The organism is Citrobacter sp. Awk 4 (genome assembly GCF_028069725.1).
In the GTDB taxonomy this organism is placed as follows: Bacteria; Pseudomonadota; Gammaproteobacteria; order Enterobacterales; family Enterobacteriaceae; genus Citrobacter_D.
On the sequence record NZ_JANEWG010000028.1, the window covers coordinates 28,299 to 47,749 of the forward strand.

Annotated in this window: 20 protein-coding genes; 9 read left to right on the top strand and 11 right to left on the bottom strand. The window is 52.2% G+C overall.

Going from position 1 to position 19,451, the window contains the following annotated elements; all coding sequences use genetic code 11:
• Window positions 1-15 precede the first annotated feature (15 nt).
• The 4 genes from NNO04_RS13320 to NNO04_RS13335 all read right to left on the bottom strand — a co-directional run bounded on the left by NNO04_RS13320 (window position 16) and on the right by NNO04_RS13335 (window position 5,612).
• On the bottom strand, window positions 16-1,464 hold the full coding sequence (locus NNO04_RS13320) for an NAD-dependent succinate-semialdehyde dehydrogenase (protein ID WP_271445066.1): 1,449 nt from the start codon (window positions 1,462-1,464) through the stop codon (window positions 16-18).
• An 18-nt stretch (window positions 1,465-1,482) separates the two neighbouring features.
• The gene (gene yeaW, locus NNO04_RS13325) at window positions 1,483-2,607 is read right to left on the bottom strand and encodes a carnitine monooxygenase, oxygenase subunit YeaW (protein ID WP_271445067.1); all 1,125 of its coding nucleotides are present in this window, start codon (window positions 2,605-2,607) and stop codon (window positions 1,483-1,485) included.
• 49 nt (window positions 2,608-2,656) lie between these two features.
• Window positions 2,657-4,270, bottom strand: coding sequence for a BCCT family transporter (locus NNO04_RS13330; protein WP_271445068.1), 1,614 nt, complete (start codon window positions 4,268-4,270; stop codon window positions 2,657-2,659).
• Window positions 4,271-4,526: 256 nt separating this feature from the next.
• Complete coding sequence (locus tag NNO04_RS13335; RefSeq protein ID WP_271445069.1) at window positions 4,527-5,612, bottom strand: tartrate dehydrogenase; 1,086 nt, start codon at window positions 5,610-5,612, stop codon at window positions 4,527-4,529.
• A 103-nt stretch (window positions 5,613-5,715) separates the two neighbouring features.
• Between NNO04_RS13335 and NNO04_RS13340 the strand changes: the two genes are divergently transcribed.
• Window positions 5,716-6,633 carry a LysR substrate-binding domain-containing protein gene (locus NNO04_RS13340; RefSeq protein WP_271445070.1) on the top strand — a complete coding sequence of 306 codons (918 nt, stop codon included), beginning with the start codon at window positions 5,716-5,718 and terminating at the stop codon, window positions 6,631-6,633.
• Between the two features lie 91 nt (window positions 6,634-6,724).
• On the opposite strand, the gene minE is transcribed toward NNO04_RS13340, so the two are convergent.
• From minE to minC, 3 genes are read right to left on the bottom strand one after another with little or no spacing between them, the layout of a single operon-like run.
• Window positions 6,725-6,991, bottom strand: a complete 267-nt coding sequence (gene minE, locus NNO04_RS13345; protein WP_003859937.1) for a cell division topological specificity factor MinE — start codon at window positions 6,989-6,991, stop codon at window positions 6,725-6,727.
• A gap of 3 nt (window positions 6,992-6,994) precedes the next feature.
• Window positions 6,995-7,807 carry a septum site-determining protein MinD gene (gene minD / locus NNO04_RS13350; protein WP_162383718.1) on the bottom strand — a complete coding sequence of 271 codons (813 nt, stop codon included), beginning with the start codon at window positions 7,805-7,807 and terminating at the stop codon, window positions 6,995-6,997.
• Between the two features lie 22 nt (window positions 7,808-7,829).
• The gene (gene minC / locus NNO04_RS13355; protein WP_271445071.1) at window positions 7,830-8,537 is read right to left on the bottom strand and encodes a septum site-determining protein MinC; all 708 of its coding nucleotides are present in this window, start codon (window positions 8,535-8,537) and stop codon (window positions 7,830-7,832) included.
• 126 nt (window positions 8,538-8,663) lie between these two features.
• Here minC and NNO04_RS13360 point away from each other — a divergent pair, with 126 nt between their 5' ends.
• The 3 genes from NNO04_RS13360 (at window position 8,664) to NNO04_RS13370 (ending at window position 10,225) form a co-directional block, all read left to right on the top strand.
• A complete protein-coding gene (locus tag NNO04_RS13360; protein WP_271445072.1) occupies window positions 8,664-8,957 on the top strand; it encodes a YcgL domain-containing protein in 294 nt (97 codons plus the stop codon).
• Between the two features lie 69 nt (window positions 8,958-9,026).
• Window positions 9,027-9,686 (top strand): fumarylacetoacetate hydrolase family protein, encoded by a 660-nt coding sequence (locus NNO04_RS13365; RefSeq protein ID WP_271445073.1) that lies wholly within the window; start codon window positions 9,027-9,029, stop codon window positions 9,684-9,686.
• Between the two features lie 92 nt (window positions 9,687-9,778).
• Window positions 9,779-10,225 carry a YcgN family cysteine cluster protein gene (locus tag NNO04_RS13370; protein ID WP_271445074.1) on the top strand — a complete coding sequence of 149 codons (447 nt, stop codon included), beginning with the start codon at window positions 9,779-9,781 and terminating at the stop codon, window positions 10,223-10,225.
• A gap of 112 nt (window positions 10,226-10,337) precedes the next feature.
• Here the strand turns inward: NNO04_RS13370 and NNO04_RS13375 are convergent, their stop codons facing one another.
• Window positions 10,338-10,694 carry a hypothetical protein gene (locus NNO04_RS13375; protein WP_271445075.1) on the bottom strand — a complete coding sequence of 119 codons (357 nt, stop codon included), beginning with the start codon at window positions 10,692-10,694 and terminating at the stop codon, window positions 10,338-10,340.
• A gap of 326 nt (window positions 10,695-11,020) precedes the next feature.
• On the opposite strand from NNO04_RS13375, the gene NNO04_RS13380 reads away from it, so the two are divergent.
• Together NNO04_RS13380 and NNO04_RS13385 are read left to right on the top strand one after the other, a co-directional pair.
• Window positions 11,021-11,440, top strand: a complete 420-nt coding sequence (locus NNO04_RS13380; protein ID WP_271445076.1) for a hypothetical protein — start codon at window positions 11,021-11,023, stop codon at window positions 11,438-11,440.
• A gap of 165 nt (window positions 11,441-11,605) precedes the next feature.
• Window positions 11,606-11,851: a hypothetical protein gene (locus NNO04_RS13385; RefSeq protein ID WP_162383724.1), complete on the top strand. Its 246-nt coding sequence runs from the start codon at window positions 11,606-11,608 to the stop codon at window positions 11,849-11,851.
• A 131-nt stretch (window positions 11,852-11,982) separates the two neighbouring features.
• On the opposite strand, the gene dsbB is transcribed toward NNO04_RS13385, so the two are convergent.
• Together dsbB and nhaB are read right to left on the bottom strand one after the other, a co-directional pair.
• The gene (gene dsbB / locus NNO04_RS13390; RefSeq protein WP_271445077.1) at window positions 11,983-12,513 is read right to left on the bottom strand and encodes a disulfide bond formation protein DsbB; all 531 of its coding nucleotides are present in this window, start codon (window positions 12,511-12,513) and stop codon (window positions 11,983-11,985) included.
• Between the two features lie 141 nt (window positions 12,514-12,654).
• Complete coding sequence (gene nhaB / locus NNO04_RS13395; protein ID WP_271445078.1) at window positions 12,655-14,199, bottom strand: Na(+)/H(+) antiporter NhaB; 1,545 nt, start codon at window positions 14,197-14,199, stop codon at window positions 12,655-12,657.
• A gap of 224 nt (window positions 14,200-14,423) precedes the next feature.
• Between nhaB and fadR the strand changes: the two genes are divergently transcribed.
• Entirely contained in the window at window positions 14,424-15,143 is a 720-nt protein-coding gene (fadR, locus tag NNO04_RS13400) for a fatty acid metabolism transcriptional regulator FadR (RefSeq protein WP_271445095.1), read from the top strand.
• Between the two features lie 64 nt (window positions 15,144-15,207).
• Here fadR and NNO04_RS13405 read toward each other — a convergent pair whose 3' ends face one another.
• Complete coding sequence (locus tag NNO04_RS13405; protein WP_271445079.1) at window positions 15,208-16,740, bottom strand: SpoVR family protein; 1,533 nt, start codon at window positions 16,738-16,740, stop codon at window positions 15,208-15,210.
• 290 nt (window positions 16,741-17,030) lie between these two features.
• Here NNO04_RS13405 and dadA point away from each other — a divergent pair, with 290 nt between their 5' ends.
• Both dadA and dadX read left to right on the top strand, forming a co-directional pair.
• Entirely contained in the window at window positions 17,031-18,365 is a 1,335-nt protein-coding gene (dadA, locus tag NNO04_RS13410) for a D-amino acid dehydrogenase (protein WP_271445080.1), read from the top strand.
• Window positions 18,366-18,377: 12 nt separating this feature from the next.
• Window positions 18,378-19,448: a catabolic alanine racemase DadX gene (gene dadX, locus NNO04_RS13415; protein ID WP_271445081.1), complete on the top strand. Its 1,071-nt coding sequence runs from the start codon at window positions 18,378-18,380 to the stop codon at window positions 19,446-19,448.
• Window positions 19,449-19,451: the final 3 nt, after the last annotated feature.

Genomic DNA, 19,451 nt, shown 5'->3' on the forward strand with positions numbered 1-19,451 from the left:
CGGGATGTGTCATCGTTATAGCCCCTGGCAGAGGTATTTCATCTCCAGGTAATCGTCGATCCCGTATTCTGACCCTTCGCGCCCCAGCCCCGACTGCTTGACGCCGCCAAACGGCGCGACTTCATTGGAGATGAGTCCGGTATTGATTCCTACCATACCGTACTCAAGCTGTTCTGATACGCGCCAGATCCGCGCGGCGTCATTGGTGTAGAAATACGATGCCAGACCATAAATGGTGTCATTAGCCTGCCGGATAACATCCTGTTCATCGTCGAACTTCACCAGTGCGGCGACCGGGCCAAAGATCTCTTCCTGTAACAGCTGAGAGCCGGGCTGCACGTTGCCGATCACCGTTGGGGTAAAGAAATTGCCGCCTGCCGCATGACGCTGACCACCGGTTAACAGCGTGGCACCACGGGTCAGCGCATCATCGAGCAGGGACTGCACTTTTTGCACGGCATCACCGTTGATAAGCGGCCCTGTTTGTACGCCGGGTTGACTACCGTCGCCCACTTGCAGCGCGGCGACTCTGGCGACGAATTTCTCGCAAAATGCGTCGTAAATGGCGTGGTGAATATAAAAGCGGTTCACGCAAACGCAGGTTTGCCCGGCATTGCGGAATTTGGCCACCAGCGCGCCTTCTACGGCTTTGTCGAGGCAGGCATCCTCAAAGACGATAAACGGCGCGTTGCCGCCTAATTCCAGCGACACCTTTTTAATGCTGTCGGCACACTGGCGCATCAGGACGCGGCCCACTTCGGTTGATCCCGTGAACGAGAGTTTGCGGACACGCTCGTCACCCGTGAATACGGCACCGATATCGCGGGATTTACCGGTCACGACATTAATAACACCGGCCGGGATCCCCGCCTGTCGCGCCAGTTCCGCCAGCGCCAGTGCGGTGAACGGCGTTTCATTCGCCGGTTTGAGTACCATCGTACAACCCGCCGCGAGCGCAGGGCCGGCTTTGCGGGTGATCATCGCCGCAGGGAAATTCCACGGCGTGATAGCGGCGCAGACGCCGATGCCCTGGTGGATCACCATCAACCGTTTGTCGCTGGACGGGGAGGGGATAACGTCGCCGTTCGTGCGTTTTCCCTGCTCGGCAAACCATTCGATAAACGACGCGGCGTAGGCAATTTCCCCTGCAGCCTCCGCCAGCGGTTTGCCTTGCTCGGCGGTCATGATCTGCGCCAGCGCGGAGGTGTTGTCGAGGATCAGACGATGCCAGGCTTTGAGTAACATGCCTCGCTGAGCGGCAGTCATCGCCCGCCAGGCCGGTAATGCCTGCGAGGCGGCGTCAACCGCCTGACGCGCTTCCTCTGCGCCCATATTGGGGATTTTCCCCAGTGTTGCGCCCGTTGCCGGGTTCGTCACCGTCAGAGTGGCGTCATCATCGGCATTTCGCCAGACACCAGCAATAAATGCCTGTTGACGAAAAAGTGAAGATTGAAATACAGACATGGCTCTCTCCCTGCGCGATTAACTCTTAAACACCTGGGCGACCAGATTATGGAAATGGGCGATACCGTGCTCGGAAATTCCGCTCCCGCTGGCATCCGCCATAATGCGCCCCTGACCGCGATAGCCGCGTGATTTCAGCCCTTTTTGTACGCTTTCGACCAGACGTAAATCTTCCGGACGGAACACGTCGCGATACCATTCGATCAGTGACTTTTGTTCATCCGTTAATTCTTCGTTGGTAAAGTAGATGTCGTAGTTTTGCAGGGTGGTTTCTGCATCAACCGGAAACTCATAGATAACCGTCATCATCCCTTTGATAGGCGTGACGTTGAGCATGGTGCAGGGCCACAGCCAGAACCCGTGGAAGGCCGCATCCACACCCTCTTCAAATTTGAATGATTGCTCGGAAGGTTTGGCGAAACCGTACTGCAGCGTCCAGTTGCCATGCATGGTATGCCAGTAGCGATCCACCTGTACGGAATCCGAGAAGCCAGGGTGTGCCGGTCCGCAGTGGTAGCACTCCATATAGTTATCGACGATATTCTTCCAGTTTGCCGGGGTACGGGTGGTAAAACGCGCCGCGAGTTTCAGATCATGAACCTCCGGGCACGCCTCCACTACTTTCGCCGCCAGCCCCGGTAACTGCTCCTCAACGCTGCCCGCATTAGGGTCCATGTTGATAAAGACAAAACCGGCGTACTCTTCAAGGCGAACCGGGGTGAGGTGGGCCTTTTCGCTGTCGAAATTAGCCACGTTTTCACAGTTACGGGCGTGAGCGAGATTGCCATCCAGCTTGAAGGCCCAGGCATGGTATGGGCAGGTGATCACGTTTTTCGCTTTCCCTTCGCCGCTCAGTAACTGATGACCGCGATGCGGACAGACGTTATAAAAGGCGCGCAGAATATTGTCGCGACCGCGCACCAGGACGATATTTTCGCCAATTACCTCGCGGGTCACATAATCATTCGGCTTCGCCAGTTCGCTACTGTGCGCGACGCAAATCCAGCTTTTGGCAAACACGTTCTCTTTTTCATGTTCGAATGCCTGCTGGTCGGTGTAAAAGCGTGCCGGAATGGTCCAGGCATCCTGCGGGTTTGCGCAAAAGTTGTCAGGCAAAACAAATTCAGGGCTCAGATTGCTCATAGGGTTACCTTTTATTTTTTGTCAGTAAGAGGATGTTGGCTCGTGGCGCTCAGTGGTCGCCTTTGAGTATGGTCCCGGCTGGCAGCGTGGGCGTTGATTCGGGCGCGCTGTCCTGCTTTTCGGGAATAATGCTTTCAATTTGATGGGCAGGGACGTGGGCATAGTCCTGCTTTAACCAGCGAATAAAGCCAGCGACCTTCACCAGTAAGATGGCGAGGAACGGAAGCGCTGTCAGTACCACGGTAGTTTTCATTGTTTCCAGCGAGGCGCCGGTAAACAAAATCGACAGCGGAATCAGGGTAATGACCACACACCAGAAGAGACGCAGTCCACGCTCAGGATCGTCACCTTCCTGCAGGTTTCGCGTGCTGGTTGCCGCCATGGTATAGGCCACCGCATCCATGTGGGATGCCAGGAAAATAATCATCACCGCCAGATACGCCGCCAGGAACAGCTTGCCAGCCGGGAGTGACATCAATACTTGCTGTACGGCGGTTTCGCCACCCAGCGTTTGCATTACCTGCGGTACGTTGATCACACCGTTAATAAACTGATGGATGGCATAACTTTCCATCACGCCGAAGAAGAACCAGCAGCCGACGGTGCTACCGAGGATTAGCGCCCAGATGACCTCTTTAATCTTACGACCGCGCGACACGCGAGTAACAAACATTGCCACGCCAGGGGTATAAGAGATCCACCACAGCCAGTAAAACACGGTCCAGTTGCGGGTAAACGAGCCGTCTCCGAGCGGGTCAGTGAACAGACTCATTTGCAGGAAGTTCTGCGTCGTCAGGCCAATGGCGTTGATAACGCTGTTAGTAATAAACTCGGTTGGGCCAACGATAAGCACCAGCAGCGGCAGCAAAAACGCGCCCCAGCCAACCATTTTGCTCAAACGTTGCAGGCCGTTATTGATACCAATCCAGGAGCTGAGGCAGAAAATTCCGCCGGAAAGCAGGATAACGAAAGCCTGCACGGTGAAGTTATCCGGTAATCCGGTCAGCGCAGATAACCCGCGCGTAAAGGTGGCTGCGGTGACGACCAGAGAGATGGTCAATGCGCCGACGGTGGCTATCAGGAACATCAGGTCGACCAGACGGCCCCAGACGCCTTGCGGATGCACCCCTGTGATGGCGGCAATAATCCCCGAGAGGCTTAACCCTTTGTTTTTACGTACATGAAAATGGTAGGCCATGATTAATGAGGCCAGAGTATAGGTCGCCCACGCGCTGACTCCCCAATGGAAGAAGGAGTAGGGGATACTAAATTCGAGAGCCTTTTGTGAATTTGGCGCGATATTCAGACCCGGCGTCTGGTAGTAATACGCCCACTCAGCCACGCCCCAATAGAGCGTGGAAGAACCTAATCCGGCGCAGATAAACATGAATAACCAGGAAAGGGTGCTGTACTCCGGTTTTCCTTCCCCGAGGCGAATATTGCCGTATTTACTGGTCGCCAGATAGATGACCAGTCCCATTGCCAATAGCACCAGGACCTGAACTGCGGAACCGAGCATCCGTGTAACGCCGTTAAAAATGGTGTTTGCTGCTTGCGCTGATTGTTGCGGGAAGAGACTTAATGCTGCTGCGATAAAAAGAATAGCCAGTAAGCTGATGGCGATCAGCGGCACATCTTTTTTCTTTTTTACATTGCTCAACATGGGTGATCTCCTGGGCATCGTCGCCCGTATTTGGCATTGGCCTGTAGTTGTAATCACGCTGTAGGGTCAAGACTTGTTACTCCATTTGTTGCAAATTAATTATTTGTTTGTTGCGTGAATTAAACAATTAGTGAATGCGTGAAGCAATAAAACACGGAACGGAAATAATAAAAGGTGAAATGACGCAGGTATTTCCCAGGGAGAATAAATAAAAAAAGCCGCGTCAGTGACGCGGCTCTTATTTTGTGGTTTGACCTCAACGCAGTATGGCCTGACAAATGGCATCACCCACCTGTTGTGTGGAAGCAACGCCTTTCATATCGGGCGTTTTAGGTCCGCTGGCAATCACCTGTTCAATGGCTGCCAGAATGGCATTGTGTGCATGATGGAAACGCTCATCGCCATTACCGAGGAAATCCAGCATCATGGCGCCAGCCCAAATGGTCGCAATAGGGTTGGCGATGTTTTTACCGTAGATATCCGGCGCTGAACCGTGTACCGGCTCGAACAATGACGGGAAAGTGCGCTCCGGATTGAGGTTGGCAGAGGGCGCAATGCCGATGGTCCCCGTACAGGCCGGGCCCAGATCGGACAGGATATCGCCGAACAGGTTAGAGGCGACCACCACGTCAAAGCGTTCTGGTTGTAAAACGAAGCGCGCGCACAGTACATCGATGTGCTGCTTATCCCAGCGTATCTGCGGATAGTGCGTGGCCATCGCCTCAACACGTTCATCCCAGTAAGGCATGCTGATAGCAAGACCGTTAGATTTGGTGGCGGAGGTGAGCGTTTTACGTGGCCGACTCTGCGCCAGTTCAAAGGCGTAACGCAGAATACGGTCCACGCCGCGGCGGGTAAATACGGACTCCTGGATAACCAGTTCATGCTCGGTCCCGGCGTTGACGCGCCCGCCCAGCGAAGAGTATTCGCCTTCGGTATTTTCGCGCACCACGTAAAAATCAATATCACCCGCCTGTTTTCCGGCCAGCGGACACGGAACACCCGGGAAGAGACGTACCGGGCGCAAATTGACGTACTGATCAAACTCGCGGCGAAACTTCAGCAGTGAACCCCACAATGAGACGTGGTCAGGTACCGTTTCCGGCCAGCCGACGGCGCCAAAATAGATGGCATCAAATGACTTAAGTTGCTCGTGCCAGTCATCAGGCATCATCTTTCCGTGATGGGTATAGTACTCACAGCTGGCCCATTCGATCGGCTCAAAGCTTAGCGACAAGTCCCAGCGCTCAGCGGCAGCCTGCAAGACACGAATACCTTCAGGCAGAACTTCTTTCCCAATACCGTCTCCGGGAATAGCGGCAATACGACAGGTTTTCTTCATACCAGCTCTCACTTATCAGCAACCAAAATTGACTTCCCCTTTATCCTATAATTGACTGATTGAGAGTTAATCCCCCTAACTGGTGAAACATAAAACACAGATCATGAATAATCTGCCGCTGCTAAATGATTTACGCGTCTTTATGCTGGTTGCCCGCCGTGCCGGATTTGCCGCCGTGGCGGAAGAGCTGGGCGTTTCCCCTGCGTTTATCAGCAAGCGCGTCGCGTTGCTGGAACAGACGCTCAACGTCGTGTTATTACACCGAACCACCCGGCGGGTCACCATTACTGAGGAGGGGGAACGCATCTACGAATGGGCGCAGCGCATTTTGCAGGATGTGGATCAGATGATGGATGAGCTGTCTGACGCGCGGCAAGTGCCGCAGGGCATGTTACGGGTCATCAGCAGTTTTGGTTTTGGGCGTCGGGTTGTCGCCCCGGCGCTCTCCGCCCTGGCAAAACAGTATCCGCAACTGGAACTGCGCTTTGACGTTGAAGACCGGCTGGTGGATCTGGTCAATGAAGGGGTCGATCTCGATATTCGCATTGGGGATGATATCGCCCCGAATTTGATTGCCCGCAAACTGGCCACCAACTATCGGGTTTTATGTGCATCGCCAGAATTTCTGACGCAGCACGGTACGCCGAAACAACTCGCTGAGCTGGCAACATATCCCTGTCTGGTCATTAAGGAGCGTGACCATCCGTTTGGGATATGGCAATTACGCAACAAAGAGGGCGTACACTCGATCAAAGTGACTGGCGCACTGTCATCCAACCACGGCGAGATTGTGCATCAGTGGTGTCTGGATGGGCAGGGGATTGCGCTGCGTTCGTGGTGGGATGTGTGCGACAACATTGCCAGTGGTCATCTGGTTCACGTGCTGCCGGAGTATTATCAGCCCGCCAATATCTGGGCTGTTTATGTTTCTCGTCTTGCGACTTCGGCAAAAATCCGTATTACGGTCGAGTTTTTACGCAGTTATTTTCAGGAGCGTTATCCAAAGTTTAAACTGGAATAAACGTGAAGCGCTGAATTTTTGGCAGGCAATTGAAAATAAAAAAGGCAGAATTATCTGCCTTCTATAATACATGCGCTATTTGTGCTGAGTGTTATCGGGATTCTTCTGCTTCCGGTAACGTCACGTTAAGTTCGAGGATAGAAATATCGCCGTCTTTTTGTTCAAGCTGCACGGTGACCATTTCCGGATCTATTTGCACATATTTGCAGATAACCTCGAGAATATCCTTTCTCAGCTGCGGTAAATAATGCGGTTCGGCGTCACTGCGACGGCGCTCCGCGACAATAATTTGCAGTCGCTCTTTTGCGATGTTAGCTGTACTCTTTTTCCGCGAGAGAAAAAAATCCAGTAATGCCATAACTTATCCTCCGAACAGGCGTTTGAGGAAACCTTTCTTCTCTTCTTCAATGAAGCGGAAAGGACGATCTTCTCCCAACAGACGTTCCACAGTATCTGCATACGCTTTGCCTGCATCCGCGTTGATATCGAGGATGACCGGCTCGCCCTGGTTAGATGCACGTAATACGGATTGATCTTCCGGAATGACGCCCACCAGTTTGATACGCAGGATCTCAAGCACGTCTTCCATGCTGAGCATATCGCCTTTGTTGACGCGGCCAGGGTTGTAGCGCGTTAACAGCAGGTGTTCTTTGATCGGATCTTCACCATTCTCTGCACGACGTGATTTTGAGGCCAGAATGCCCAGAATACGGTCAGAGTCACGTACTGAGGAGACTTCCGGGTTGGTGGTGATAATCGCTTCATCGGCAAAATAGAGCGCCATCAGCGCGCCGGTTTCGATACCTGCCGGCGAGTCGCAGACGATGAAATCAAAATCCATCGCTTTCAGATCATCAAGCACTTTCGCGACGCCTTCACGGGTCAGTGCATCTTTATCGCGGGTTTGTGATGCCGGAAGAATGAAGAGATTTTCAGTACGTTTATCTTTGATTAACGCCTGATTGAGTGACGCATCGCCCTGAATCACGTTCACGAAATCGTAAACGACGCGGCGTTCACATCCCATGATCAGGTCGAGGTTACGCAAGCCGATATCGAAATCAATAACGACAGTTTTCTTTCCCTTCTGGGCCAAACCTGTAGCGATGGCCGCGCTGGAGGTGGTCTTGCCAACGCCCCCTTTACCCGAAGTAACAACAATAATGCGTGCCATAGAAATTCCTTGTTAAAAGGGATCAATTCAACGGTTGAACTGTCAAAGCGTTCTCTGCCAGTTGCAGACGTGCCGCTTTGCCATAAAATTCTGCTGGGATTTTATCACTCAGCCAATAAACACCTGCGATAGACACCAGTTCTGCCGTCAGATGCGTACAAAAAATTTGCGCTTCCCGATCGCCGTTTGCGCCTGCCAGCGCGCGGCCTCTCATCATACCGTAAACGTGAATATTGCCATCGGCAATCAACTCTGCGCCAGCGCTGACGTGACTTGTAACAATTAGATCACATTGTGGAGCATAAATACGCTGGCCGGAACGAACCGGTACATCTATTAATCGCGTTTTTGTGATAGGAGTAACGTTTTGCGGTGGGGGAACGGGTGCAGCGGCTTCAACGGGAGCGGAACGAGCCACTTTCTCTTTACCCTCGGTCAGTAAAGGGAGGCCCATCTTGTCGATTTCCGCTTTCAGTCGGGTATCTTTGCATCCGCTAACCCCGACAATACGCAGACCGGTGGACGCCACGACCTTTTGTAGAACCGGCCAGTTTACCGGGCTTTCAAGGCCGCTGACATTCACCACCACAGGCGCGTGTTTTAAAAAAGCAGGTGCCTGCGCGATTTTGTCTTCCAACGCCTGACGAATAACCTCGGGTTCTGCTTCGTGCAAATGAACCACTGATAAGGTGAAGCTACTGCCTTTAAGCTCGATTGGCGTGTTTGACATCCTGGCCTTACTCAATTTGCTATTTATCATCTCCAGTACGGAGCGATATTCCGAAGTCCAGGAGGCATGTTATAGTCAGTATTATATTGAGGCAAGTCACCATCCCGTTAATTCAGAGTAAAATGTATGTTTTGTGTGATCTACAGAAGTACTAAGCGTGACCAGACCTATTTATATGTCGAAAAAAAAGACGATTTCTCACGGGTTTCTGAGGAACTACTGAAGGGGTTCGGTCAGCCCCAACTGGCGATGATCCTGCCGCTTGATGGGCGTAAAAAACTCGCTAATGCCGATATTGATAAAGTAAAACAGGCGCTTGCTGAACAGGGCTATTATTTACAATTGCCGCCGCCGCCGGAAGATTTACTGAAACAGCATCTTTCGGTGGCCGGAGAAAATAAATCAGACGCTAAACGTTAAACTGTATCCGGCCGTGTCATGCCTCGTCGATGCAGTTCCTGAAGTCCACGATTACGTTAGGGGAAAATAATGTATCAACACCATAATTGGCAAGGTGCTCTGCTTGATTACCCAGTCAGTAAAGTGGTTTGCGTAGGCAGTAATTATGCAAAGCATATTAAGGAGATGGGCAGCGCGACGCCGGAAGAACCGGTACTGTTCATTAAACCAGAAACCGCATTGTGTGATTTACGCCAGCCGCTGGTGATCCCTGCGAATATGGGGTCCGTACATCACGAAGTCGAACTGGCGGTATTGATTGGCGCGACGCTACGTAAGGCTTCTCAAGAGCATGTGCGTAAAGCCATTGCCGGTTATGGTGTGGCGCTTGATCTCACTTTGCGTGATATTCAGGGGAAAATGAAAAAGGCCGGGCAACCCTGGGAGAAAGCGAAGGGATTTGATAACTCATGTCCGCTGTCCGGGTTTATTCCGGTGTCTGAATTTAAGGATGACCCGCAGAATACCACGCTCAGTCTTAGCATTAACGGCGAAATGCGCCAGCATGGAACGACGGCGGATATGATCCACCCGATTATTCCGTTGATTGCCTATATGAGTCAATTTTTCACGCTGAAAGCCGGTGATGTGGTGCTGACAGGTACCCCGGAAGGGGTTGGTCCGTTACACAGTGGTGATGAGCTGACCGTCAGTTTTAATGGCCAAACGCTGACCACCCGGGTGTTGTAATCTCTGCTTGCCGCCTTTTCGGGCGGCAAAACTTGCATCCGCCTGCCAGACTGGTTATAAGGTGCAGCTTTATTGCAATGGCGGATACCCGAATGAACGACTTACCTTTCTGGCAACGTAAATCCCTGGACGACATGACTGATGCTGAGTGGGAGTCGTTATGCGATGGTTGCGGTCAATGCTGCCTGCATAAATTAATGGATGAAGACACCGATGATATTTATTTCACCAACGTCGCCTGCCGTCAGCTAAACATCAAAACCTGCCAGTGTCGTAACTACGAACGTCGTTTCGAGTACGAACCTGATTGCATCAAGCTTACCCGCGATAACCTCCCGACCTTTGAATGGTTGCCGATGACCTGCGCCTATCGGTTATTGGCCGAAGGGAAGGGGTTACCAGACTGGCACCCGTTGATAACCGGTTCAAAAGCTGCCATGCACGGTGAGCGTATTTCTGTGCGCCATATTGCGGTGAAAGAGTCCGAGGTCGTGGACTGGCAGGAGCATATCCTCAACAAACCCGAATGGGCGCAGTGAGTTGTTGCAATAAAAGACGTATTTGGTTCTGGCATTGTCGTGATTGCTCCCCGCCGCATTGGGCGAGGAGCGACGGGTCACGGGGGATTACACGTCACAGTGCGAGTCTATTTTATTTGTTTTGCTTACCCTTGCCTTTGCTTTTTACGGAATCAGAGTCATAGTGCTCGACCTTGAGGGTATAGTCATCATCGCCATCGTTTTTGTTCTTGTTTTTGTCGTGCCCCTTACCTGGATTATTGTCTCCGTGAACGCTGCGGTTCTCTTTGTCCTTGCTACTACACCCGTCGCTGGTGACTTTTACGCCGCCGATTGTGACTGATGAGCACTCATTCTTGTGCTTATTTTTCCACTCATTGATTTCGTCTTCTCGATCCATACTGACCCGTACACCATTGGAATTGATGCTGACGTCAGCCAGGGCTGGTCCTGTCATCAGGAGGGAGAGCAGCAGTGCGGTATTTTTCATTAATAACCTCAAATAATGGACTCAGGCATCTCGCATGAGCCTGTTCAGACAGCATGGACAAATAAAAACGCGCACGACTGTTATCCTCAACCAGCGGTACGCGTTAGCAATTTGCCGATAATTGCCCAGCCATGAATGTGGGTCAAGGTAGCACAGCACGATCGGCAACTTCCTCGCAGGTCAGTCACTCAACGTACTCCCAGTTTTTGCTGCTGGCTGGCCTCAACAAACCCGAATGGGGACAGTGAGTGCCTGAAATAAAAGGCCTTATCACTTACCCGTAGGTCCGTATAATAACCCCACGATGAATTGTTTAATGAGACGCAATGAAGCTCCTGATCTATTACGTATTCTGCGGGATAACGGGACTCCTCTTATCCGGCGTGCAGTCCTTTTTCGGTATCATGCTAATAACGCCGCGAGAGGTTGGAGGAACGTTATTTGGCGGGATGTTTTTGGTCCTCATGTGTTTAGGTGGCTGGCTACTGACAACCGCAGGGTTGGTAGCGACCATCCTGGCCCGCTTCGCGGGGGCAAGAGTCGCGTTATTGTGCGCCAGCGCCATTCAGGTAATAGCCGGTATCTGGGCACTGTACAACTATCCGGATGATGCCGGCGGCAATCTCATTTTTAGTCCTGCCCCCAATGAAATTTTCTGCATGATAGCCATTGCCGGACTGCTGTTATTCACCAGCGTTTACCTTATCGCAAAGGGTCATCTGCGGCCTAAAAACGGTAGATTTTAATCACGATATGCCGGTTATATTTTGTGGCAATTTATTTTCATTGCGGATTGAAGAGGTAAGAGAAAAACGGGAAAAGCCAGCACTTTCAATCAAGCAAAAAAATATGTCTTAAACCTATAATTTTAGAGCGTCGTAGAGGCGTGATGAATATTTTGAGGGTTGATAATGAAGAAGTTTGCGTTGATGCTGCTGGCTGCCACCTCCCTGATGACCATTGTTCCCGCGCAGGCTGAAACCCAGCAGGCTGGTGAGCGCCGTGATGCCAGGGAAGTTCGCCAGGATACGCGTCAGGAATCCCGTGAAATTAAGCAGGAATGCCGTAATGGCGTTGTCGGTAATGCCGATTGCCGCCAGGATCATCGCCAGAACAAACAGGAAGGGCGCGATCAGGCTCGCGATATCAAGTACTAAGTGATGTAAAAGAAAACCCGACTTCTGTCGGGTTGAGTCTCATCTTGCCCAGTCCGTCTGAGCGTGAATTGTTGATTCTGAGAGGATGTTCCTTGTCATCACACGAAACGCTCCCGAAAGAGCGTTTTATGTTATCGACCGAACAGATCGCGCTTTTTAGGCTTAAACGGCTGGGCAATGACCACCAGAACGGCCACGACGAGATACGCGGCAAAAATCCCCAACAGCCACTGCGGCATTTCCAGCGTTAAAAACTCCCACTGACGTTGTGCGCAATCACCAGAAGCGACGAATACCTGCGGCAGCCATTTGTCCAGAGGCAGCCAGCTCGGGAAGCGCGCCATAAAATCGCAGGTCATGAATGGCGAAGGGTGAAGCTGGATCATGGTATGTTCATACGCCAGCTGAAGGCCGCGCCACGCGCTGTAAATCCAAATCACCAGCGCCACATAGCGTAACGGTGATTTTGGCGCAATCGCGCCAACCAGACCGGCGCCCATAATGCCGAATAACGCGCAACGTTCATAAATGCACAGGACGCAAGGCTTAAGCAGCATGACATGCTGAAACCACAGCGCCACTATTTCAAGCGCCAGTGCGGTCAACGCCATCAGTAACCATGCGCCCCGACCCCGTGAGCACTGGTTCAAAAATCGTAACATAATAATTTCCCTGCAACATGCGTAGAGTCGGCAGTGTAAACCAATTCAATTTTCACGCCACTAGCGGAAAATGAAATAAAGTGTAATTGGATACTTATCATGCAAAAAGTGAAACCGAGCAGTGATTTGCTCGGTTTATTGTTATGAAAGTGTAGCCAGCCAGCCTAATTGCGTCATCCATTCTGTTACTGGCGTTAGGGTATATTCAATGCAGAATAAACCGACCAGAGTCAGTACTAACGTATACGGCAGCGCCATCCAGACCATCCGGCCATAGGAAAGACGAATGAGAGGCGCCAGCGCCGAGGTCAGCAGGAACAAGAATGCGGCCTGGCCATTCGGTGTCGCTACGGAAGGCAGGTTGGTGCCGGTATTAATGGCCACAGCCAGCAACTCGAACTGATTTAAGCTGACAATGCCACTTTCCATTGCCGCTTTGGCTTCGTTGATATAAATCGTACCTACAAAGACGTTATCGGAAATAGAAGAGAGCAGGCCGTTGAAAAGATAGAACAGCCGCAACTGTGTATGCTCGGGCGCCTGTAAAACAAACTGAATAATCGGCGCGAACAGGTGCTGGTCGATAATCACCGCGACCACCGCAAAGAATACGGTCAGCAGCGCGGTAAACGGCAATGATTCGGTGAACGCTTTACCAATGGCATGTTCATCGGTGACACCAGTCAATGAAGTCGCCAGAATAATGACTGACAGACCGATTAATCCCACTTCCGCCAGATGCAATGCCAGTGCAATAACCAGCCAGATACCGATAATGGTTTGTACAATCAGGTTGAGCTTATCCTGACGGGTACGCTGCTTGCGACTTTGATCGTCAAACTCTTGCAGGATGCCACGCACTTTTTCTGGCAAGGTTTCTCCGTAACCAAACCAGCGCATTTTCTCTACCAGTGCGCAGGTTAATAAACCGCAAATGAGAACCGGTACGGTCACGGGTGACATGCGCAGGAAGAAGTCGCCAAAATGCCAGCCAGCGGCTTTAGCGATGATCAGGTTTTGCGGTTCCCCCACCATCGTCATTACGCCGCCTAATGCGGTACCTACACCGGCGTGCATCATCAAACTGCGCAAGAAACCGCGAAATTGCTCCAGCACGGTTTTGTAGTGTTGGTCGATGTGACTGTCGTCCAGCAGGTCGTTATCTTCTCCACGCGCAGAGGCAACGCGATGATAGATACCGTAAAAACCAACGGCAACGCTGATCACCACCGCGACTACGGTTAAGGCGTCGAGGAAAGCAGAGAGGAACGCCGCCGCAAGACAAAAAGAGAGCGACAGAATGGTTTTGGAGCGGATACTGAGCAACAGCCGGGTAAAAATGAACAGCAGGAGCTGCTTCATAAAATAGATACCCGCCACCATGAACATCAGCAGCAACAGTACTTCAAGATTGGCGGCAATCTCCTCACGAACATGTGAGGCGCTGGTCATACCGATGAAAACGGCTTCGATCGCCAGCAATCCTCCGGGGAGCAGAGGATAGCATTTCAGCGCCATTGCCAGCGTAAAAATAAACTCAGCGACTAATAACCACCCAGCCACAAAAGGGTTGATGAGAAAAATCAGTGGGTTGATGATTAAGAAGATAACGAGTGCGAGTTTATACCAGTCTGGTGACTGGCCTAAGAAGTTGCGCCATAACGCGCGTCCCCAGGAGATCTCCATGCAGTTTCCCTTACCGTGAAATATGAAATGGCGTTTTTATGTAAGGCGCAAAGCTTACGGCCAGGCACGCACGTAGGCAAGTCCTTGTGCACAGAGTGTGAAATGGGGAAATGTAGAAAATGAAGCCTTGATCCCTTTTTTCTTTATTTTGTCTGCTATCAGCCATGAAACCCGTCTGGTATGATGAGTGCAACTATGTTTTGCTGTGTAATGGAAATCTCACTATGGTCATTAAGGCGCAGAGCCCGGCGGGTTTCGCGGAAGAGTACATTATTGAAAGTATCTGGAATAACCGCTTCCCGCCTGGCACTATTTTGCCTGCAGAACGTGAACTCTCCGAGCTTATCGGGGTAACGCGAACCACATTACGCGAAGTGTTGCAGCGTCTGGCGCGAGACGGTTGGTTGACCATTCAGCACGGCAAACCGACGAAGGTGAATAATTTCTGGGAAACGTCCGGGCTCAATATTCTTGAGACGCTCGCGCGACTCGATCATGAAAGTGTCCCGCAGTTGATCGACAATCTGCTGTCAGTGCGTACCAACATTTCCACAATCTTTATCCGTACAGCGCTTCGTCAACATCCGGAGAAAGCACAAGAAGTGCTGGCGACGGCAAATGAAGTGGCCGATCACGCCGATGCGTTCTCCGATCTGGACTACAACATTTTCCGTGGCCTGGCGTTTGCCTCCGGCAACCCCATTTACGGTCTGATTATTAATGGGATGAAAGGGCTGTACACCCGCATTGGTCGTCACTATTTTGCGAATCCTGAAGCGCGCAGCCTGGCGCTGGCGTTTTACCACAAGCTATCAACGCTGTGTGAGCAGGGCGCCCACGATCAGGTTTATGAAACGGTACGTCGCTATGGTCATGACAGTGGTGAAATCTGGCATCGTATGCAGAAAAGTCTGCCCGGTGATTTAGCGATTCAGGGCCGTTAAGCGATACGCTTATCATCGGCAAAAAGAGTCAACAGGCCCCTTCATCATGAAGGGGCCTGTTTTTTTACAGGCTGTTCATGCGTGGGGGGCAACGCTCCAGAAGCTCGACGCTGCCGTCCTCGTTTTGCTGTTCCAGCATCACATCAAATCCCCATAACCGATGTACATGTTTCAGGACCTCTTTACGTCCTTTGTCCAGCGGCGCGCGGTTGTGCGGAATGTAGCGCAACGTCAGAGAGCGATCGCCACGCAGGTCAACATTCCAGACCTGAATATTTGGCTCCAGATTGCTCAGGTTGTACTGCGATGAGAGACGATTGCGAATTTCGCGATACCCCTCTTCATTGTGAATCGCCGAAATCTCCAGATAATTGTGTCTGTCGTCGTCCAGCACGGTGAAGAAACGGAAATCACGCATCACTTTAGGCGACAGGAACTGACTGATAAAACTCTCGTCTTTAAAGTCGCGCATCGCAAAATGGAGCGTTTCCAGCCAGTCGGAACCCGCGATGTCCGGGAACCAGTATTTGTCCTCTTCGGTAGGCGACTGGCAAATGCGTTTGATGTCCTGGAACATGGCAAAGCCGAGCGCATAGGGGTTAATTCCGCTATACCACGGGCTGTTGTACGGTGGCTGAAACACCACGTTGGTATGGCTGTGCAAAAACTCCAGCATAAACCGTTCAGTCACTTTACCCTCATCGTACAGATGATTGAGGATGGTGTAATGCCAGAAGGTCGCCCAGCCTTCGTTCATCACCTGCGTCTGTTTTTGCGGATAGAAATACTGGCTTACCTTACGCACGATGCGCAGGATCTCTCGCTGCCAGGGCTCCAGCAGCGGGGCGTTTTTCTCCATAAAGTAGAGCAGGTTTTCCTGGGGCTCGGACGGATAACGACGCGCCTCGGCGATGGTTTTCTCTTCCTCGCGTTTCGGCAGGGTGCGCCACAGCATATTGACCTGACTTTGCAGATACTCTTCGCGGCTCTTCTGCCGGGCTTTTTCTTCCTGTAAGGAGATTTTTTGCGGTCGTTTGTAACGATCGACGCCGTAGTTCATCAGCGCGTGACAGGAGTCGAGGAGCTTTTCAACTTCATCGACGCCGTAACGTTCTTCACATTGGGTAATGTAATTTCTGGCGAAGATCAGGTAATCGACAATCGAACTGGCGTCCGTCCAGCTGCGGAACAGGTAGTTATTCTTGAAGAACGAGTTGTGCCCGTAGCAGGCGTGCGCCATCACCAGCGCCTGCATGGTGATGGTGTTCTCTTCCATTAAATAGGCAATACAGGGGTTAGAGTTAATCACGATTTCATACGCTAACCCTTGCTGACCATGTTTATACAGTCGTTCGGTCTCGATAAATTTTTTGCCAAACGACCAGTGAGGATAGTTGATCGGCATGCCGACGCTGGAGTAGGCATCCATCATCTGTTCGGAGGTGATCACCTCGATTTGGTGCGGGTAGGTGTCCAGTCTGTAGAGTTTTGCCACGCGGTCTATTTCCGCCAGATAGATATCCAGCAGATCAAACGTCCAGTCGGGTCCATCGCTCAAACGTGTGGTGTCCTTATTCATGGAATCAATCGTAGCCATTCGCGCACCCTCATTGTTAGCGGCACTCTCTGTCTGGAGCACCTCAACTCAAGCATAGAACACCGTGTTAAAAAGCGTGCAGGTGAGGAAAATTTTTCTTTGCGATTTCACGTTATCAGGATGCCGCATAAAGCAGGTGTAACAGCATTTTATGCTGGATAAAAATGAGGTGTAGCAGGAGATTCCAAACCAGCGATATGCCTGACATAAGAGACATATGTGAGATGCGTCACCATAAAAAAGCCATATGTTGAATAATATTTTCATCTGAGTTATCAAGATGTAATTAGATGATTGTTCTTTTACCTACTGTTAACGGAGTGGCTATGCGAGTTGTCATACTGGGAAGTGGCGTTGTCGGCGTGACCAGCGCCTGGTATCTGAGTCAGGCTGGACATGACGTGACCGTCATTGATCGCGAACCCGGCCCGGCGCTGGAAACCAGTGCTGCGAATGCGGGGCAAATCTCCCCGGGGTATGCGGCGCCGTGGGCGGCACCCGGCGTTCCGTTGAAGGCCATTAAATGGATGTTCCAGCGGCACGCGCCGCTGGCCGTTCGCCTTGACGGGACGCAATTTCAACTTAAATGGATGTGGCAAATGTTGCGTAACTGTGACACAAGCCATTACATGGAAAACAAAGGCCGCATGGTGCGTCTGGCGGAATACAGCCGTGACTGTCTGAAAGCGCTGCGTGCGTCAACCGGCATTCAGTATGAAGGTCGTCAGGGCGGAACCCTGCAGTTGTTCCGTACCGAGCAGCAGTACGAAAACGCGACCCGCGATATCGCTGTACTCGAAGATGCAGGCGTTCCGTATCAGTTGCTGGAGTCCAGCCGTCTGGCTGAAGTCGAACCGGCACTGGCAGAAGTCGCGCACAAGCTGACCGGTGGTCTGCGGTTGCCGAATGATGAAACCGGCGATTGCCAGCTGTTTACTCAACAACTGGCGCTGATGGCGGAGCAGGCGGGGGTGAAATTCCGCTTCAACACGCCGGTGGAAAAGTTGCTTTATGAGGGCGAGCAGATTTATGGCGTGAAGTGCGGCGAGGAAATTGTAAAGGCCGATGCTTACGTGATGGCGTTTGGCTCTTACTCGACGGCAATGCTGAAAGGGATTGTCGATATTCCTGTCTATCCGCTAAAAGGCTATTCGCTGACCATTCCGGTGGCGCAGGAAGATGGCGCGCCCGTGTCTACAATTCTTGATGAAACCTACAAAATTGCGATTACCCGTTTTGATAATCGCATCCGTGTGGGCGGGATGGCGGAAATTGTGGGCTTTAATACCGAACTGTTGCAACCACGTCGCGAAACGCTGGAAATGGTGGTGCGCGATCTCTTCCCACGCGGCGGGCATGTTGAGCAAGCCACTTTCTGGACCGGATTGCGCCCGATGACGCCAGACGGTACGCCAGTCGTAGGACGTACGCACTTCAAAAATCTCTGGCTGAACACCGGACACGGGACGCTGGGGTGGACTATGGCCTGCGGCTCAGGGCAATTGTTGAGCGACATTCTTTCCGGGCGGACACCGGCTATCCCTTACGACGACCTGAGCGTCGCGCGTTACCAGCCGGGATTTACCCCCTCACGTCCACGACATTTGCATGGCGCACATAACTAATAAGGAATTCGGATGACTCGTCCTATACTGGCCAGCCTTGACCTGCAGGCGATGAAACAGAACCTGGGGATTGCGCGCCAGGCAGCACCGAACTCCCGTATCTGGTCGGTGGTGAAAGCCAATGCGTATGGGCATGGAATTGATCGCGTCTGGTCGGCGCTGGGCGCGACTGACGGCTTTGCCCTGCTCAATCTGGAGGAAGCGGTCACCCTGCGGGAGCGCGGCTGGAAGGGGCCGATACTGATGCTGGAAGGCTTTTTCCACGCTGAAGATCTGGCGTTATACGACAAGTATCGTCTGACGACCAGCGTGCACAGCAACTGGCAGTTGAAGGCGCTACAGAATGCCCGACTGAACGCACCGCTGGATGTCTATCTGAAGATCAATACCGGCATGAACCGATTGGGATTCCTGCCTGAAAGAGCGCAAACCATCTGGCAACAACTGCGTGCGTTGCCGAATGTCGGCGAAATAACGCTGATGTCGCACTTTGCGGATGCTGAACATCCGGACGGCATCCGTGACGCCATGACCCGGGTTTCTCAGGCTACGGAAGGACTGGAGTGCCGTCGCTCGTTGTCAAACTCAGCGGCCACGCTATGGCATCCTGAGGCGCATTTTGACTGGGTGCGCCCGGGTATCATCCTGTATGGCGCATCGCCGTCAGGCGTGTGGCAGGATATCGCCAATACCGGACTGAAACCAGTGATGACTCTGCGCAGCGAAATCATTGGCGTACAGACCCTGAAAGCGGGCGATCGGGTGGGATACGGCGGGCGCTATACCGCCCGTGGGGAACAGCGCATCGGCATTGTCGCAGCCGGATATGCGGACGGCTATCCGCGCCATGCGCCGAGCGGAACCCCCATTCTTGTCGACGGTGTACGCACTGGAACGGTGGGGACGGTCTCAATGGATATGCTGGCGGTAGATCTGACGCCGTGTCCGCAGGCGGGGATTGGCACGCCTGTGGAGTTGTGGGGCACAGAGGTGAAGATTGACGACGTTGCCTCTGCCGCCGGTACGGTGGGTTATGAGTTAATGTGTTCTTTAGCGTTACGCGTGCCTGTCGTGACAGTGTAACTT

What these genes read in the sequence shown, in the direction of transcription:
- NNO04_RS13320 (WP_271445066.1), bottom strand. Translation starts at nt 1,464, where the DNA reads ATGTCTGTATTTCAATCTTCACTTTTTCGTCAACAGGCATTTATTGCT.
- yeaW (WP_271445067.1), bottom strand. Translation starts at nt 2,607, where the DNA reads ATGAGCAATCTGAGCCCTGAATTTGTTTTGCCTGACAACTTTTGCGCA.
- NNO04_RS13330 (WP_271445068.1), bottom strand. Translation starts at nt 4,270, where the DNA reads ATGTTGAGCAATGTAAAAAAGAAAAAAGATGTGCCGCTGATCGCCATC.
- NNO04_RS13335 (WP_271445069.1), bottom strand. Translation starts at nt 5,612, where the DNA reads ATGAAGAAAACCTGTCGTATTGCCGCTATTCCCGGAGACGGTATTGGG.
- NNO04_RS13340 (WP_271445070.1), top strand. Translation starts at nt 5,716, where the DNA reads ATGAATAATCTGCCGCTGCTAAATGATTTACGCGTCTTTATGCTGGTT.
- minE (WP_003859937.1), bottom strand. Translation starts at nt 6,991, where the DNA reads ATGGCATTACTGGATTTTTTTCTCTCGCGGAAAAAGAGTACAGCTAAC.
- minD (WP_162383718.1), bottom strand. Translation starts at nt 7,807, where the DNA reads ATGGCACGCATTATTGTTGTTACTTCGGGTAAAGGGGGCGTTGGCAAG.
- minC (WP_271445071.1), bottom strand. Translation starts at nt 8,537, where the DNA reads ATGTCAAACACGCCAATCGAGCTTAAAGGCAGTAGCTTCACCTTATCA.
- NNO04_RS13360 (WP_271445072.1), top strand. Translation starts at nt 8,664, where the DNA reads ATGTTTTGTGTGATCTACAGAAGTACTAAGCGTGACCAGACCTATTTA.
- NNO04_RS13365 (WP_271445073.1), top strand. Translation starts at nt 9,027, where the DNA reads ATGTATCAACACCATAATTGGCAAGGTGCTCTGCTTGATTACCCAGTC.
- NNO04_RS13370 (WP_271445074.1), top strand. Translation starts at nt 9,779, where the DNA reads ATGAACGACTTACCTTTCTGGCAACGTAAATCCCTGGACGACATGACT.
- NNO04_RS13375 (WP_271445075.1), bottom strand. Translation starts at nt 10,694, where the DNA reads ATGAAAAATACCGCACTGCTGCTCTCCCTCCTGATGACAGGACCAGCC.
- NNO04_RS13380 (WP_271445076.1), top strand. Translation starts at nt 11,021, where the DNA reads ATGAAGCTCCTGATCTATTACGTATTCTGCGGGATAACGGGACTCCTC.
- NNO04_RS13385 (WP_162383724.1), top strand. Translation starts at nt 11,606, where the DNA reads ATGAAGAAGTTTGCGTTGATGCTGCTGGCTGCCACCTCCCTGATGACC.
- dsbB (WP_271445077.1), bottom strand. Translation starts at nt 12,513, where the DNA reads ATGTTACGATTTTTGAACCAGTGCTCACGGGGTCGGGGCGCATGGTTA.
- nhaB (WP_271445078.1), bottom strand. Translation starts at nt 14,199, where the DNA reads ATGGAGATCTCCTGGGGACGCGCGTTATGGCGCAACTTCTTAGGCCAG.
- fadR (WP_271445095.1), top strand. Translation starts at nt 14,424, where the DNA reads ATGGTCATTAAGGCGCAGAGCCCGGCGGGTTTCGCGGAAGAGTACATT.
- NNO04_RS13405 (WP_271445079.1), bottom strand. Translation starts at nt 16,740, where the DNA reads ATGGCTACGATTGATTCCATGAATAAGGACACCACACGTTTGAGCGAT.
- dadA (WP_271445080.1), top strand. Translation starts at nt 17,031, where the DNA reads ATGATTGTTCTTTTACCTACTGTTAACGGAGTGGCTATGCGAGTTGTC.
- dadX (WP_271445081.1), top strand. Translation starts at nt 18,378, where the DNA reads ATGACTCGTCCTATACTGGCCAGCCTTGACCTGCAGGCGATGAAACAG.